Below are 17,412 nucleotides of genomic sequence, written 5' to 3' on the forward strand. Positions count from 1 at the left end.
GCTTGACATAGATGTCTCGTACCACTAGAATATGTTTCTAGGTGGTGTACCACCTAGGTTTTATATTCTAAATATAAGGAGTTTATTTTTTATGGTAACAGCATTCAGAAAATGGCAGAGCATTAGCTTGATTCTGCGTATTGTATGTGGTCTGGCTGTGGGCGTTATCTTGGCTCTTTCCTTGCCGGACAATGGTGTGGTTCCAATTTTTGGTAACCTGTTTGTAGGACTGTTGAAGGGTATTGCCCCTATATTGGTATTCGTTTTGGTAATCAGTGCTTTGGCCAATGCCTCTGGTGACATTGGTGGCCGCTTCAAAACAGTAGTATTCCTTTACGTAGTAGGAACACTTTTGGCAGCTGCGGCTGCAGTTTGCTTCAGCTTTGCTATGCCTGTGGGGATGGTACTTACTGATGCAGCAACCAACACCCCTCCAGGTGGTATTGGGGAGGTTATCAAGACCATCCTTGCCAATATGGTTGCGAATCCTGTTGCAGCATTGATGAATGCAAACTATGTAGGTATTCTCTGTTGGGCTATAATTTTCGGTATGGGCTTCAAGAAATTGGCCTCTGATGGCACCAGAGAAATGGTGGCAGAGCTTGCTGCTGTAGTATCCCGTGCCGTAACCTGGATTATTCAGCTGGCTCCATTCGGTATCATGGGCCTGGTTTATTCTGCTGTATCAGAGAACGGTATGTCTATATTCGTGGATTATGGTATGCTGCTGGTAGTTTTGGTGGGTACCATGTTTATTATGACCTTTATAGTGAATCCGCTGATTGTGTTTATGTTTCTGCGTAAGAACCCATATTCTCTGAACTGGAAATGTCTCCGTACCTCCGGTGTGACTGCTTTCTTCACCAGAAGCTCTGCAGCCAACATTCCGGTTAATATGGAGCTGTGCAAGGAACTTGGATTGGATGAGGATTTTTATTCTGTATCCGTTCCTCTTGGAGCTACCATCAATATGGAGGGGGCTGCTATCACCATTACTGTTATGACTCTGGCTGTGGCTCATACTCTTGGTATTCAGGTAGATATTCCTACTGCCATTATTCTTTCTGTTTTGGCTACTGTGGGTGCCTGCGGTGCCTCAGGTGTTGCCGGTGGTTCACTGCTCCTGATTCCTATGGCATGCTCTCTCTTTGGTATCTCCAATGATATTGCCATGCAGGCTGTAGGTGTAGGCTTCATCATTGGCGTAATTCAGGATTCCTGTGAGACGGCCCTTAATTCTTCCACGGATGCTCTCTTTGCAGCAACTGCGGAATTTAAGGAACGCCTTAATCGTGGTGAGGAAGTAAACATGAATTTTTAATGTATAAATTCATTTGAAATTTAATAAGAAAAAAGAAGGATTTTCTATCTTGGCGGTAGAAAATCCTTTTTGATTGGAAAAATATTTTCGAAAGTAAAATGTTATTAAGAATGAAATGAATTATTAAATATATTCGGGTAGGACAGGAGAGGTCATCATGAGTGTTTCAAGTGCAAGTTCTGTGTGGCTGAGCAGACCAGAAGCCTTTATTAATCCTCAGGAATTCAAGATTTTTTCCGGTGAGGATGATACGGTTAGTTATCTGCTGAACCAGTATATGGATGCAGTGATTTACTTCACCTATGACAATGATATTATGCGGTTGGAAATGACAAATGACAAATATGAAGAAAATATTCTTCCCCAGGCTTCTCTTGACAGGGTAGGGGTTGATGGGCAGTGGCAGTTTTCTGATGATGAGGAAAAGCAGAAATTTAAAAGGCTGTTAAAGCGTGCTGAGAGGAGTAAAAGCTACGAAACAGAGGAAATATGGTTCCGCTCATTTTCTCAGTGTTGTGGTTATCAGGAATGCTGTTTGAACTTCCAGCTTCGTATGGTTGCCAAGCAGGGCAATGAGGTGTTGTACTGTGCTTTATTGTACAATGACACGGAAATGCAGCACTCCTTTAAGAGCATATCCGACAATGAAGCAAAATTCCGTATGGCAGCAGAGCAGGCCAATATATATGCATGGGAATATGATATTGCCACCCATGAAATGCGTCCTTGTACCAGATGTATGAGGGATTTGGGATTGCCGCCAGTGGTGGAAAATTATCCTGATCCTGTTTTTGAAAATGGTATTTTCCCACGGGATTACGAGGATATGTACCGCAACTGGCACGAGAGGCTGGCACAGGGAGAGGCACAAATTCAAGGAGTTATCCCATTGACACCTGACAGGATCCCCTTTCATGTTCGCTATATCACGGAATTTGACAAGGATGGAAAGCCTATAAAGGCCTACGGTTCAGCTACCCTTGCTGTTGACAACGAAAAGGAGTCACAGCTACGGGAGATAATTTCATCCCTTACCATGAAGTACGCTACTGTATTAAAGGTTGATTTGGATTCAGGTGAAACTGAGGTGCTTAATGTTGGGCATGATTCCTCAGTTCAGGTTCAGAATCTGTATTATGAAAACAAAACCTTCAGCTTCGAGGATATAAGAGAGGATTATTTGGAGAATTATGTGTTTGATGCCGATGTTCCTAAAATGAAGGAATTGTTTTCTCTTGATTCCATAAAGAATATTTTGGCAAACGAGCATGATTTCACCCATAGCTATCGTATTGTCCGGAAACAAAAGACAGTATATATGCAGTGCCGTCTTTTTAACATGGCTGATCAAAAGAGTGCCATTATCGCTATCCGCAATGTGGATGATGTGATGAAGCTGAAGATGGAAACTGAGGATAAGCTGAGGCTGGATATTCAGAACTTTAGTGATGATATGGATGTGAATAATGCGGTTATCAATAATATGGGGGACAATATGTCCGATGTTGTGTACATTCTGGAGCATATTATTGACGGTAAGGAATCATTTAACGCGGAAGATATAAGTAATCTTCGTATGAATTTTGCACTTATGGAGGAGCTGGCTCAGGATATTAAGAAGGCCAGCGAGCTAAAGAGTGTAAAGGATAAATCTAAACCTGAAACCTTTGATCTTTATGACATATACAAATATGTGAAGACCTTTGCTGAGCCTATAGCTGAAAAGAAAAATATTGGGCTGTATGCTGATGAGAATATCAGCTCCCTTAAGTATTCAGAAGTGGTGGGAAATATGCTCTATGTGAAGCGTATTCTGTATAACGTAGTGCATAATGCGTTAAAATATAGTCCGGAGGGAACGGAAATTCATTGCTCGGCTGAGGCTAAGGCTCATGGTGGCAGGATTAACTGCAAGGTAAAAATATCTGATGAAGGAATCGGAATATCACAGGAATTCCAGAATAATATGTTCGATGCCTATACCCAGGAGAATCGCCAGGTGGACCCTTGGGCCAACGGACAAGGCTTGGGGCTTTATGTGGCAAAGCAGTTGCTGGAAAAAATCGGCGGTACCATAGCAGTATACAGTGCCGTAGATTTGGGAACCATCGTAACCGTAACCATGTCCTTTGATATTGCGTGAATAATGGGGCAGGAGACAGTAATTCGGTAAGTGGCTGTTTCCTGTCTTTTTAGTTATTAATAATGATTTTCTTAAAAAAATAGATTTCTTCAGGGTGGCAAAATTTTAATGGATGGAGTATAATAACGAGAGTATGTTCTGTTATTAGTTAGGGAGGTAAGGAAATGGCAGAGGTCCCTAAATTAAATAATATGGATTTTGGTGAGGGAATTCCCTTTAAGGTGGTAGCTCCATTTGAGCCTATGGGTGACCAAAATCAGGCTATTGAGGATTTGGCCGGAGGTATCGAAAATGGTCAGGAGGCCCAGGTGCTGTTGGGCGCTACTGGTACCGGAAAAACCTTTACTATCGCCAAGCTCATTGAAAAGGTGCAGAAGCCTACGCTGGTTATTGCCCATAATAAGACACTGGCGGCCCAGCTGGCCAGCGAGTTTAAGACATTCTTTCCCGACAATTATGTGGGATACTTTGTCTCCTACTACGACTATTATCAGCCTGAAGCATATATTGCTTCCACTGATACTTACATAGAGAAGGATGCGTCCATAAATGATGAAATCGATGAGCTGCGCCATTCTGCCACCTGCTCTCTCTTTGAACGGCGTGATGTTATTATTGTGGCCAGTGTGTCATGTATCTATGGCCTTGGCTCCCCTGAGAGCTATCACGAAATGGTGCTGTCCCTTCATAAGGGGCAGGAGATAGACAGAAACGATATTCTGCGAAGGCTGGTAAATATGCAGTATGACCGCAATGATGTGGTACTGGAGCGTGGCCATTTTCGGGTTCGTGGTGATGTGGTGGAGATTTTCCCGGCTGGCTACAATAACCGCGGGGTACGCATTGAGATGTTCGGTGACGAGATTGACCGTATTGTGGAATTTGATGTGCTGACGGGAGAAATATTTGGCGAGCGCATTCACTCCATGGTTTTCCCTGCATCCCATTATGTAACCCCCAAGGAAGATCTGGAGATTGCCATGGGCACCATCAGGGCAGAGATGGAGGAGCAGGTCAAGTTTTTCAAGGAGCACGACAAGCTCATTGAGGCCCAGCGCATTGAACAACGCACTAACTATGATTTGGAAATGATACAGGAAATGGGCTATTGCTCGGGTATCGAGAATTATTCCCGTCATCTGACTCAGCGAGCTCCCGGGGAGGCACCATATACGCTGTTGGATTATTTTCCGGAAGATTTTATGATGGTTATTGATGAGTCCCACGTTACCTTGCCACAGCTCAGGGCTATGTACGCCGGGGACCGCTCCCGAAAGGAATCCTTGGTGGATAATGGCTTTCGCCTGCCATCTGCCTTTGATAATCGTCCATTAAGATTTGAGGAGTTTGAGCAGCGAATAAATCAGATTGTTTATGTATCTGCTACTCCTGCCAAGTATGAGCTGTCAGGGGCCCAGCAGGTGGTACAGCAGATTATCCGTCCAACGGGGCTCCTTGACCCGGAGGTGGAGGTTCGTCCTTTGGAGGGACAGATTGATGATCTTTTGGGAGAGATAAAGCTCCGTGTAAAGAAGGACCAGCGGGTGCTGGTAACCACCCTTACCAAAAAGATGGCAGAAAATCTTACGGAGTATTTAAAGGAAACCGGTATCAGAGTAAGATATCTTCACTCGGATATTGCCACCTTTGAGAGGGCGGAAATTATCCATGATTTGCGTGCCGGCGAATTTGACGTGCTGGTGGGCATTAACCTTCTCCGTGAAGGACTGGATATGCCGGAGGTGTCCTTGGTGGCTATTTTGGATGCGGACAAGGAAGGCTTTCTCCGTTCAGATACTTCCCTGATTCAGACCATTGGTCGTGCTGCCCGCAATGCCGAAGGCAAGGTTATTATGTATGCTGATAGAATCACTGATTCCATGAAGCGGGCCATGGATGAAACAGAACGCCGTCGGGAAATTCAGCAGGCCTATAATAAGGAGCATGGCATTGTACCAAAAACTATTATCAAGCCTGTAAAAGCACTGATTGAAACCACTCTGGTGGCGGAGACAGCTGCTGCCTATAAAACTGATGATGGTAAGAAGAAAAAGAAGCTCACTGCCAAGAACAAGGAAGCTCTTATCAAAACCCTTACCAGAGAAATGCAGCAGGCCTCCAGGGCTCTGGAGTTTGAAAAAGCGGCAGAGCTCCGCGATATGATATGGGAGCTGGAAGGAAAAAATAAGTAAATAATAGGATATAGAAGAGGTTTTTAAATGGAAAAATATATCAGAATCAAGGGGGCAAGAGTCCACAATCTGAAAAATATAAACGTAGATATTCCCCGTGATAAAATGGTAGTAGTTACGGGACTTTCAGGGTCAGGGAAGTCTTCCCTGGCCTTTGATACGGTGTATGCCGAGGGACAGCGCCGCTATGTGGAGTCACTGTCTTCCTATGCCCGTATGTTTTTGGGACAGATGGACAAGCCGGATGTGGACTATATTGAGGGGCTTTCACCGGCTATTTCCATTGACCAGAAGACCACCAGCCGCAATCCCCGTTCTACAGTGGGAACCGTAACGGAAATTTATGATTATATGCGTCTTCTCTTTGCCAGGGCTGGGCGGCCTCATTGTCCAAAGTGTGGCAAGCCAGTTAATCAGCAGTCCATTGATCAGATGCTGGCCCAGCTGTTGGAGCTGCCTGAGCGTACTAAGCTGCTGATAATTGCCCAGGTGGTTCGGGGAAAGAAGGGGGAGCATAAAAAGCTGCTGGAGCATATCCGCAAGGAGGGCTATATCCGTGTCCGTATTGACGGGGAAATCATGGATGCCAGTGAGGAAATAAATCTGGAGAAAAACAAGAAGCATACTATTGAAGTGGTAGTGGACCGTCTTGTTATCCGTGATGAAATTCGTCAGCGTTTGGCGGAGTCCATGGAGGCTGCATTAAAGCTGGGCGAGGGCGTGGCCTATGTTCAGATAGTGGACGGGGAAATGCTTATGTTCAGCCAGAATTTTGCCTGCATTGACTGTGGTATCAGCTTGCCAGAAATTGCTCCCCGCATGTTCTCCTTCAATAATCCTTTTGGTGCCTGTCCCGCTTGCAGTGGTCTTGGAAGTCATAGTGAGTTTGATATAGACCTGGTGATGCCGGATACTTCCCTTAGCTTGGCGGAGGGCCTTATTGCACCTCTTACCAATAATCCAAAATCCTATACCATGTGTCAGATGGGTTCTGTTTGTGAGGCCTATGGGGCTACCCTTGATACACCTTGGGAGGATATGAAGCCTGAGCTTCAGGAGGAGCTTCTTTATGGAACAGGGGAAAAGAAATATAGCTTCGGCTATGAGAATATGTTTGGTGTGTACAAGATCCATACTGGGCCTTTTGAGGGCGTAATGCCTCTGCTGGATCGCCGTTATCGGGAGTCGGATTCAGATGCCATGCGGGAGGATTTGGAAAATTACATGACCATTCATAAGTGTCCTGTATGTAATGGGGCCCGCTTAAAGCCTGAGTCCCTGTCCGTAACTGTGGGGGAAAGGAATATTCAGCAGGTAACGGAAATGACTGTACGGGATTGCGCCACATTCTTTGATAATTTGGAGCTGACTCAGCGGGAGCAGAAAATTGCAGCCCAGATTTTAAAGGAAATCCATGCCCGCTTGGGATTTTTGGTAACAGTTGGTCTTGATTATCTTACCCTTTCCAGAGCAGCGGGAACCTTATCTGGAGGAGAGGCTCAGCGTATCCGTCTGGCCACTCAGATAGGCTCCGGTCTTGTTGGGGTGCTGTATATTCTTGATGAGCCAAGTATCGGTCTTCATCAAAGGGACAATGAACGGCTCCTTTCCGCGTTGAAAAACCTACGGGATTTGGGCAATACCCTTCTTATTGTGGAGCATGACGAGGATACTATGTTTGCAGCGGACCACATTATAGATATTGGTCCTGGAGCCGGGACAAATGGTGGTACAGTGGTGGCCCAGGGTACTGCCAAGGAAATAATGGCGGTGGATGAATCCGTAACAGGCCAGTATTTAAGCCGTAAAAAGTATATTCCGGTACCACAGGAACGTCGTGAAGGCAATGGCCTTTTTGTGGAAGTCATTGGGGCCAAGGAAAATAATCTGAAAAATCTTTCGGTTAAGTTTCCGTTGGGTACCTTTATAGTGGTTACTGGAGTTTCTGGCTCTGGCAAGAGTACCCTTATAAACGAGATACTGTACAAGGGTATTGCGTCAAAGTTGTACCGCACCAAGGGTAAGCCAGGCCAGTTCAAGGAAATCAAAGGGCTTAAGAATATTGATAAGATTATCAATATAGACCAGTCCCCTATTGGCAGAACACCACGCTCCAATCCAGCCACCTATACTGGGGTCTTTGACATGATACGGACCTTGTTCAGCCAGACCACAGAGGCAAAGCTGCGGGGCTACAAGCCAGGGCGCTTCAGTTTCAATGTAAAGGGAGGACGCTGTGAGTCCTGCCGTGGTGACGGTATTATAAAGATAGAAATGCACTTTTTACCGGATGTATACGTTCCTTGTGAGGTGTGCAAGGGGGCCCGTTATAATACGGAAACCTTGGAGGTTAAATATAAGGGCAAATCCATCTCCGATGTATTGGATATGATAGTGGATGAGGCAGTGGAGTTCTTCAAGAATGTGCCTCGTATTGCCAATAAGCTTCAGATAATGCAGGATGTGGGATTAGGTTATGTGAAGCTGGGACAGGCTGCTACTACCCTTTCTGGTGGTGAGGCCCAGCGCGTAAAGCTGGCCACGGAGCTGTCCAAGCGTTCCACCGGCAAAACTATGTATATATTGGATGAGCCGACCACGGGACTTCATGCAGCGGATATACATAAGCTGCTGGCTATTCTCCAGCGTCTGGTGGATGGTGGAGACACTGTAGTTGTCATTGAGCATAATCTTGATGTAATAAAATCCGCTGACCATATTATTGATCTTGGACCTGAGGGTGGCGACAAGGGGGGCACCATTGTAGTTGAGGGCACCCCGGAAAAGGTGGCAAAAACCAAGAAATCCTATACGGGTAAGTTCTTGAAGCCACTGCTGGAGGAAAAGCATTAAATCAGGTCAGGGGCAGATTGGCTGAAGCCAACTGCCTCTGACCTAATATATAATATTACTTTGGAGGTGACAGAATGAACAACACAATAGAGGAAAAGCTGGTGCTTCTGCCACATTCTCCTGGGGTCTACATCATGAAGGACGCCAAGGGCAAAATAATCTACGTGGGCAAGGCCATCAGCCTTAAAAACCGCGTTACCCAGTATTTCCGCCAAAACAGCAGTCATTCTGTCAAGGTGAAATCCATGGTGGCCCGTATTGAGGATTTCGAAACCATCCTCACCGGCTCTGAGGTGGAGGCCCTGATTTTGGAGTGCAATCTTATAAAGAAGCACCGTCCAAAATACAACATTAGTCTAAAGGATGATAAGAATTATCCATATTTAAAGGTTACCACCAACGAGGTATTCCCCCGTGTTCATATAACCAGACGGGTGGCACGGGATGGCGCCAAGTATTTTGGCCCGTATACCAATGTTACGGCTCTTCATGAGAGCCTGCGGCTCTTAAAAAAGCTGTTCCCTTTGCGGAGCTGTCGCCGTATGGATTCAGACCGCCCGTGTCTGGAGCACCACATCAAAAGGTGCTTGGCCCCTTGTGCTGGGAAAATATCCCCAGAGGAATACAAGCTCATGATAGATGAGGTGTTGCTGTTTCTTGAGGGACGCACGGAGCAGGTGGAATATAACCTTAAGCAACGAATGACAGCAGCAGCAGACAATCTGGAATTTGAACGTGCTGCCCGTCTGCGGGACCAGCTTTTGGCAGTGCAGAAGATTTCCGAAAAGCAGCGCATTATTACCGGCGTGGGGGATCAGGATGCCATTGGCATGGCCCGTTCAGGTTTGGGCGTTTGTATGCAGATTTTTTACGTCCGTAGTGGTAAAATGGTAGGCAGAGATTATTTCCTTCTTGATGGCAGTGAGGAAGAAACAGATGAAGCATTGCTCATAGCCTTTTTGAAGCAGTATTATAATCAGGCCACCTTTATTCCAAGGGAAATATTGCTTCCTATGGAAGTGGAGGAGCAGGAGCTACTGGAGCAGTGGCTGGGAGAACAGGCCAAATACAAGGTATCTCTCAATGTGCCCAAGCGGGGTACAAAAAGGGATATTGTGGAAATGGCCATTGGCAATGCGGAAAAGGCTCTGGCAGATGAGAGTGCCCGCCTGAAGCAGGCCAATGCCCAGACAGTGGGAGCTGTTCAGGAGCTGGGAAAATATCTTGGGCTGGTAAATCCTCCAACCCGTATGGAATGCTTCGATATTTCCCACACCCAGGGCTCGGAAACCGTGGCCTCCATGGTGGTATTCGAGGATGGGGTGCCGAAAAAATCTGACTATCGTCGCTTTAAGATACGGAGTGCGGAAGGGAAGCCGGATGATTTCAAGTCTATGCGGGAGGTCACCATGCGCCGTTATGGCAAGGCAGATGCGGAAATGCCGGATCTGATTATCATCGATGGCGGTAAGGGACAACTCAGCTCCGCCTGTGAAATAATCCGGGGAGCGGGTCATCTTACGGTTCCCGTGGTAGGCTTGGCCAAGCGTTTTGAGGAGGTTTATCGTGAAGGGGAATCCGACCCGGTGATACTTCCACGCAGCAGTCAGGCCCTGTATCTTATTCAGCGTATCCGTGATGAGGCCCATCGTTTTGCTATTACTTATCATAGAAAGCTACGAAACAAGCGGAATCTTGTTTCCGTACTGGACAATGTGGAGGGAATTGGTCCGAAACGGAGAAAAATACTTATGGACCATTTTGGCACCATAGAAAAGATAAAACAGGCTTCTGTGGAGGAAATGGCCGGCCTTGACGGTATGAATATCCCATCAGCAGAAGCAGTACATAATTATTTTAAGTTTCGTTAACACTAATTTCATCGCACTTGCCTTCCCCCTTGGGGAAGGGGGACCGCCTGCGACGCGAAGCTAGTCCTGTAAGGGCGGTGGATGAGGTCAACAACAAAAGGATTGATTTTTATGATAGATTTACATGTTCATTCCACCGTTTCAGACGGTACATACACCCCAAGGGATATAGTGGATTTGGCCAAGGAGAAGGGCCTGGAGGCAGTGACTCTCACCGACCACGAATCCATTGCGGGAAATGGGGAAGCGGCAGATGAAGCCAAAAAGCTGGGGGTTAATTTCATAAACGGTATGGAAATGACTGTGGCCTATGAGGACCATAAGCTCCATATTGTGTGTCTGGGCTTTGATGAGGCAAATCCTGACTTTAAACAGCTTTATGCCAAGATTCGCCATAACAAGGAAAAGAATATGGACCAGGTGGTAGAATATATCCAGAATAAGGGCTTGGATATCACCATGGATAAGGTAAAGAAGCATGCTGCCGTTCATTTGGACCGTTATGCCATTATGCGTACTCTGGTAGCTATGAATCTGCCATGTAAGATTCAGACTCTGTGGGATGAATATCTAAATCCAGGCCTTAAGGAAGCAGGCGTTTATGGTGATATTTCCGCTGAGGAAGCCCTGCCGGTAATCAGAAAAGCAGGTGGCGTAACTTCTTTGGCCCATTACCATAAGGATATTGGTATGAAGGGCTGGTCCTGGGAGAAGAAGGAGGAATCGCTAAAAGAGCTTATGTCCTTCGGACTTGATGGCATGGAGCGGTATTATCCAAATTATTCCCCGGAGGACGGGGAATTTGCAGCCCTCATGATAGAGAAGTACAATATGCTGGCCACCGGCGGCACCGATTTCCACGGCGCCAATCGCAGGGGCATAGAGCTGGGCACTGGCCACGAGGGCAATATGAATGTGCCATTTGAATTTTATGAAAAGATAATGGCTCATATAGGGCGTAAATAAAATACTAAGTTAATAAAAAGTGCAAAGAGTACAAAAACTGCGGTTGAGATGAGAAATCATTTTAACTGCAGTTTTTATTGTAATAAATTAAAATAGGCCTATTGTCTTATTAAATTAATAAGTATCGTGCATAATAATTAGAATAAAATGAGAAAACAATTATACTCCTATTAGAATCCTCCGTTTATATTGTATGCGGTAGTTGATAGTGCTATAATCGTAAACGGCTTGTGGGGTTGCAAGCTAAAATAACATCATGGAGGAATGGTTATGAAATTACGAAGAGTATTGGCAATTTTTTGGATGATATTGCTGATGCTGACGGCAACATCCTATGCGGAAAATACGGAAAATCCAATTATAGCCGACACACAAAACGGTTATTTACGCATGGATGTTCCTTATGTCAAAAAGGTTACTTATTACGGGCGCAGTTATGTTCGATGTGCCTATACCACCCACGAGGAGCAGTATTTGCCTTATGGAATACCTGTGGTAAACGAAGTCGGTAAGGATTATGTGTTGTTTGATACAGCTGACGATATGGTAACGTATTATAGTGTTCCTATTGACATTGATAATTGGACAATGTATAAATTCAAGTTTGTAAATATTTCCGGTAATGCACTTACGGTATACGACACAGTAAAAAGCATGTTCCCAGCTCTGTGCAACGAGGTGGCGGCGGACAATCGGGCCTTCGATGCTGCCCATAAAAATGATTTTAACCAAGCAGAAAAGGCTGTTTCTGAAAAGGATTGGGAAACGGCATACAAACATTTGAAAAACATCTATGATGGTGGTTGTCATGATCAGGCCATTGCCCGGGATTTAGGCAAGGCATGCTGGGAATTGGGTAATTACGATGAAGCCCTGGAGTGGGAAACCAGACGTATTGAGGCTGCACCTATAGCTTCTGCGTATAACCAGAGGGCATGGCATAATTACTTATTGGGAAATTATGAACAGGCCCTTGACGATGCCCAATGGGCAGTAATGAAGGATAAGGAAGATGCCAATATTCTTGATACAAGAGGCTCTATTTATTACGCATTGGGCCAATATGATAAGGCCATGGCGGATTTTAATAAGAGCTTGGAAATAAATGATGAATCGGCTCATACATATTATTATCGGTCTCTGTGCAATCAGGCATTGGGCAGGAATAGTGAGGCGGACTCTGACTACGGGAAGGCCGAGAAATACGATCCTAATATCATAGACGATATCGGCAAATTCCAACATACCCGTTTGAACCACGCCAACGCCAAGCAACAGCGTCATAAGGCCAAGCTGAATAAGTACAAGGATGACTTAAAGAAGCTGAATGATGCTATATACGTTACCAATAATTCTTCCCAGTTCCCAGCTCAGACTGTATGGGAGAATGATGGGGTTATTATATCTGTTGTTGGTGGCATTAAGCAGAACGAAACTGATGATTTCTATAAGGAAGTAGTACCACAGGATGTACGATCCAAGTATGAAAGTGGCGTATATCAGCAGCAGTATGAACAGCTGGGCTCAGAGGTTAATGTACCTACTGCTATGCCAGGTACCGGCAACGGTCCGCAGCTGGCTTCTGACGGTGCTATTGCCACTGCACCATCCACGTTACCAACTAATAGTTCTGAGGAAATTTATAACTTGAATAATACTGTCCTTAAGTATTACTCAGAGGGACAGCGGTATATCCTTTCCTATGAAGACCCAATGAAGACCTACAATTACCTGAAGGCTAATTATGGCCCAACTACTGTGGATTTCGTTGACCGTCCACATGGTAGATATCTGTTTAAACAGGATTATGGTTATATTTGGGGTGACTTCTCCTTCGATTACGACTATGATACCCATGAATATCTCATTTATGATGGTGCCGGCTTAAAGCAGGCAGTTCGTTATGACGATGCGAATGAGGCTGTTATAGTAAGAGATTTTGTTAATAGTCAGGAAAGTGGCGTATATGAGTACAGTCAGCCATTGGCTGCTTATGTTCTGTATCCACAGAATTACACCATTAAGCCACACATTTTAACCTTGGTACGTAACACTATTTTCAATGGTGACAGTGAAATCGGTGCCGAGTACGAGGTGCAAGATGGTCGAGGGGTAAAATATGAGGTAGCTCTGTATCCTGAAAAGGAAGTGGAAGCGCGTCCAAACCTGCCTGCTATGTGGTATAAGATGACCAATGAAAATGATCCAAGCGAGTGGACTGCATTTACCTACGATAAGGCCACAAATGTGTTTGCCATGTATGCTAATGACGGAGCAACAATAATGAATTATGCCAAACGGTGGTTTACTGATGCAAATCATATCGAAAACCATTTGACTGATACTCCGTTGAATGGCGCAATGGATGGCGTATATGAGCGTACCAGCTCCGGCGAGTACTACAGTGGTTATAGCAGTATTTTCACCTATGTAACTGATGGTTTGTTTAACTTCATGCATTATGTAAAGAAATTCTAAATGATTAATAGGGTGTGGCATTTTTGTCACACTCTATTTTTTATTTCAAAGTGACTAATCGCCTTATTTAATTGATTATTTCATAAGTATTTGTTATAATATCATTAGTTCAATGTTCAGATTGTGACCATACGCAGTCTGTCGTAAATAAAAGGAGGAATTGTAAAATTATGAAAGTTACAGTTGTAGGTGCAGGTAACGTAGGCGCTACCGCAGCAAATGTTATTGCAAGTGCTGGTTATGCTAGTGAAGTAGTACTTCTCGATATTAAAGAGGGTGTTTCCGAAGGTAAGGCTATGGATATGATGCAGACCTCTCAGATCCTTAACTTCAACACTACCATCACTGGTGTTACTAACGATTACGCTGCTACTGCAGGTTCCAAGGTTGTTGTTATCACTTCCGGTATTCCTCGTAAGCCAGGCATGAGCCGTGAAGACCTCATCGGCGTTAACGCTGGCATCGTAGGCAGTGTTATTGAGCAGGCTGTTAAGTATTCTCCAGATGCAATCTTCATTGTTATCTCCAACCCAATGGATGCAATGACTTACCTCGCACTGAAGAACTCCGGCCTTCCTAAGAACAAGGTTATCGGTATGGGCGGCATGCTGGACAGCTCCCGTTTCCGTTATTTCCTGTCTTGCGCACTGAAGAAGAAGGGCTATCCTGCAACTCCTACCGACATTGAGGGTATGGTTATCGGTGGTCATAGCGACAAGACCATGGTTCCACTCGGATCTATCGCAACTTACAAGGGTATTCCTGTATCTCACTTCCTCAGCGAGGCTGAGCTTGAGGATGCTATTGCACAGACCAAGGTTGGCGGTGCTACCCTGACCGGTCTCCTGGGCACTTCTGCTTGGTATGCTCCAGGTGCTGCAGCTGGCGAGCTGGTTAAGTCTATCATCACTGATGGCAAGAAGCTCATTCCTTGCTGCGTATACCTCGAGGGTGAGTATGGCGAGAATGACCTCTGCATCGGCGTTCCAGTAATTCTGGGCGAGAACGGCATTGAGAAGATTGTTGAGCTGAAGCTCGAGGGCAAGGAGAAAGAGCGTTTCGCTGAGTCCGTACAGGCAGCTCGCAACACTCAGAACAACCTGGGCGATGCACTGAAGAAGTAATTTTACTTCTAAACATCACATTTAATATGTACATGAAAGGTCTGCAGATTTCTGTGGGCCTTTTTTGTATACCGGAAAAGTATACATGGAATTTTCAGAAAATAATGTTAATTTATAGGTAAATAGTAACGATATATGTGGCAAGAAGATATAGTTAGTTAAATTTGGGGGCTTATGGTTGATGGATTAGTAAATTAATAAAGTGAGGTGATCATCATGTTAGAGAAAATTGAAAGAGTAGCAAGAGTAAAGGGTGTTGACTGTGATGTGAACAGCCCATTCCTGCGGAAAAATAGTCGTGATGATCAGAATAATGGTAAATCCCCGTTCCACAAGATGCTTAGCGAAAAGATGAGACAGCAGCGGGAAGATGCTCCGATTTCAGAGGCTTATGTGCTGGATTGTCAGCAGGTAACCCAGTCCCTGTTCTACGAGGGTGGCGTGGATTTGCGATTCTTTCGAGGAGGAGCTGAGGCGTAAATGATATTAGATGACGAAAAGTATATGAATCTTGCCCTGGCTGAAGCTCAGAAGGCTTACGAGCTCGGGGAAGTTCCTATAGGTGCCGTCCTTGTGGCCAAGGACGGCACTACTGTTTCTGTGGGACATAATTTGCGTGAAACAGCAAAGGATGCCACAGCCCATGCGGAGATAGAGGCTATACGGGCGGCAAACAAAAAGTTGGACAGATGGCGCCTTTCCGGGACTACCCTTTATGTGACCATAGAACCTTGCCCTATGTGTGCCGGGGCCATTGTAAACAGTCGTATTGATCGGGTTGTATACGGCGGGGCAGACATTAAGGCTGGGGCAGTGCATTCCATTTTTAATGTGCTGACAAACAGCAATCTTAACCATCAGACGGAGGTTACTGCCGGGGTGCTGGAGGACAGATGCTGTGGTATAATGAGGGACTTTTTTAAGATGCGAAGGGAGCAGAATAAAAAGAAAAGACAAAATACTCCCCAGAGTTGTGAAAAAATAGAAAAAGACACTTGTACACTTGAAAAAGAATGATAAAATAATAATTGACAATTATATATTTTTTGAGTATGATACTACTCATATTATAATTATTACCAACTAAATGGGTCGGTAATAATTCGGAGAAAGAGGGGGAAGGATATGTCTAGTGAAAATGATGTTCAGAAGAAGGCACAGGAGGCCATAAAACAGACTGACCAAAAGGCTCAGGTAAAGCAGATGGTTTTATGGTTTTCAGCACTGATTGTGGGTGGAGCCCTGGGGTGGCTCAATATTCCAGTGCTTAACGATCTGTTCAACTTCGTTGCCACCGTATTTACCCGGCTGTTCCAGTTTGTGGCAGTTCCAACCATTGCTCTGGCAGTTATAACCACCTTGGCGACCTTGGGAACCAAGAAGGAAACAGGCCGTATTTTTGGTCACGCTGTGGTATATACCATGCTTACAACCATTGCGGCAGCGGCTGTGGGATTGGCCTTATACATCTTTATTGCACCGGAAAATTTACCGGCAGATGTTATTGGTGCAGGAGTTGCTGAGGTTCCGGATAAATTGGGGAAGCTGTCCTATTATGACCATTTCTTGTCGGTAATACCTAACAATTTGCTTCAGCCATTTTTAGCTGGCAATGTATTATCTATTCTCTTAATTGCCTTTGCAGTAGGTCTTGGTCTGGCCAATATGCCGAAAACGGAAAATGTACAGATGCTTATAAAGGTGATAAATGGCCTTCAGGAATTGCTCTTTACTCTGATAAGGGGCATTGTGTATGTGTTGCCAATCGGTATTGTGGCTTTTGCTGGTCAGCTGGCTGCCCAGATTGAGGCCGGTGTTATCGTAGGCTCCCTTGGTAAATATGTGGCTGTAGTTATGGGTGGAAACGTAATTCAGTTCTTCATTGTTTTGCCAATCTTCCTGCTCCTGAGAGGGCTCAATCCATTCACTGTATTTAAGAAGATGTCCCCAGCCTTGGCAGTGGCCCTGTTTACCAAGAGCTCTGCAGCAACATTGCCTGTTACCATGGCATCTGCTGAGGACAACTTAAAGGTAAACAAGAAGGTTTCCCGTTTTGTTTTGCCAATTTGTACTACCATCAATATGAATGGTTGCGCAGCATTTATTTTGGTAACTTCATTGTTCGTAATGCAGAATGCGGGCTTTGAGCTTTCAATGGGAACTATGATCACCTGGCTTTTTGTGGCAGTGTTCGCCGCAGTGGGGAATGCAGGCGTACCAATGGGATGTTATTTTCTGACCCTGTCCCTTATGTCCTCCATGGGTGCACCACTGGGAATTATGGGTGTTATTCTTCCTATCTACACGATTATTGATATGATAGAAACTGCAGAAAATGTTTGGTCTGACTCCTGTGTATGTGCTATGACCAACAATGATCTGAAGGATTCTCTTGACTGACAATTTAATCTGTGTTTTTAGTTAAGTCGGCTACTGAAAGGTGGCCGACTTTTTCTTCACCTAT

The 17,412-nt window shown here is 45.0% G+C and carries 11 protein-coding genes; all 11 read left to right on the forward strand.

Features of this window, described 5'->3' with window-relative positions; genetic code table 11:
- Window positions 1-91: 91 nt before the first annotated feature.
- Window positions 92-1,321: a serine/threonine transporter SstT gene (gene sstT / locus T355_RS0108030; RefSeq protein WP_027397303.1), complete on the forward strand. Its 1,230-nt coding sequence runs from the start codon at window positions 92-94 to the stop codon at window positions 1,319-1,321.
- A gap of 157 nt (window positions 1,322-1,478) precedes the next feature.
- Window positions 1,479-3,464, forward strand: a complete 1,986-nt coding sequence (locus tag T355_RS0108035; protein WP_027397304.1) for a sensor histidine kinase — start codon at window positions 1,479-1,481, stop codon at window positions 3,462-3,464.
- A gap of 164 nt (window positions 3,465-3,628) precedes the next feature.
- Window positions 3,629-5,656, forward strand: a complete 2,028-nt coding sequence (gene uvrB, locus T355_RS0108040) for an excinuclease ABC subunit UvrB (RefSeq protein WP_027397305.1) — start codon at window positions 3,629-3,631, stop codon at window positions 5,654-5,656.
- A gap of 27 nt (window positions 5,657-5,683) precedes the next feature.
- A complete protein-coding gene (uvrA, locus tag T355_RS0108045) occupies window positions 5,684-8,509 on the forward strand; it encodes an excinuclease ABC subunit UvrA (protein ID WP_027397306.1) in 2,826 nt (941 codons plus the stop codon).
- Window positions 8,510-8,583: 74 nt separating this feature from the next.
- Window positions 8,584-10,380, forward strand: coding sequence for an excinuclease ABC subunit UvrC (gene uvrC, locus T355_RS0108050; protein ID WP_027397307.1), 1,797 nt, complete (start codon window positions 8,584-8,586; stop codon window positions 10,378-10,380).
- Between the two features lie 111 nt (window positions 10,381-10,491).
- Window positions 10,492-11,346: a PHP domain-containing protein gene (locus T355_RS0108055; RefSeq protein ID WP_037330025.1), complete on the forward strand. Its 855-nt coding sequence runs from the start codon at window positions 10,492-10,494 to the stop codon at window positions 11,344-11,346.
- 270 nt (window positions 11,347-11,616) lie between these two features.
- Window positions 11,617-13,824, forward strand: coding sequence for a tetratricopeptide repeat protein (locus tag T355_RS0108060; RefSeq protein ID WP_027397309.1), 2,208 nt, complete (start codon window positions 11,617-11,619; stop codon window positions 13,822-13,824).
- A 170-nt stretch (window positions 13,825-13,994) separates the two neighbouring features.
- Entirely contained in the window at window positions 13,995-14,948 is a 954-nt protein-coding gene (locus tag T355_RS0108065; protein WP_037330027.1) for a malate dehydrogenase, read from the forward strand.
- Between the two features lie 216 nt (window positions 14,949-15,164).
- Complete coding sequence (locus T355_RS0108070) at window positions 15,165-15,428, forward strand: hypothetical protein (RefSeq protein WP_027397311.1); 264 nt, start codon at window positions 15,165-15,167, stop codon at window positions 15,426-15,428.
- Window positions 15,429-15,965 carry a tRNA adenosine(34) deaminase TadA gene (gene tadA / locus T355_RS13965; RefSeq protein ID WP_071997185.1) on the forward strand — a complete coding sequence of 179 codons (537 nt, stop codon included), beginning with the start codon at window positions 15,429-15,431 and terminating at the stop codon, window positions 15,963-15,965.
- Between the two features lie 108 nt (window positions 15,966-16,073).
- Complete coding sequence (locus T355_RS0108080; protein ID WP_027397312.1) at window positions 16,074-17,348, forward strand: dicarboxylate/amino acid:cation symporter; 1,275 nt, start codon at window positions 16,074-16,076, stop codon at window positions 17,346-17,348.
- Window positions 17,349-17,412 lie beyond the last annotated feature (64 nt).

It is taken from the genome of Anaerovibrio lipolyticus LB2005 (genome assembly GCF_000621545.1).
In the GTDB taxonomy this organism is placed as follows: Bacteria; Bacillota; Negativicutes; order Selenomonadales; family Selenomonadaceae; genus Anaerovibrio; species Anaerovibrio lipolyticus_A.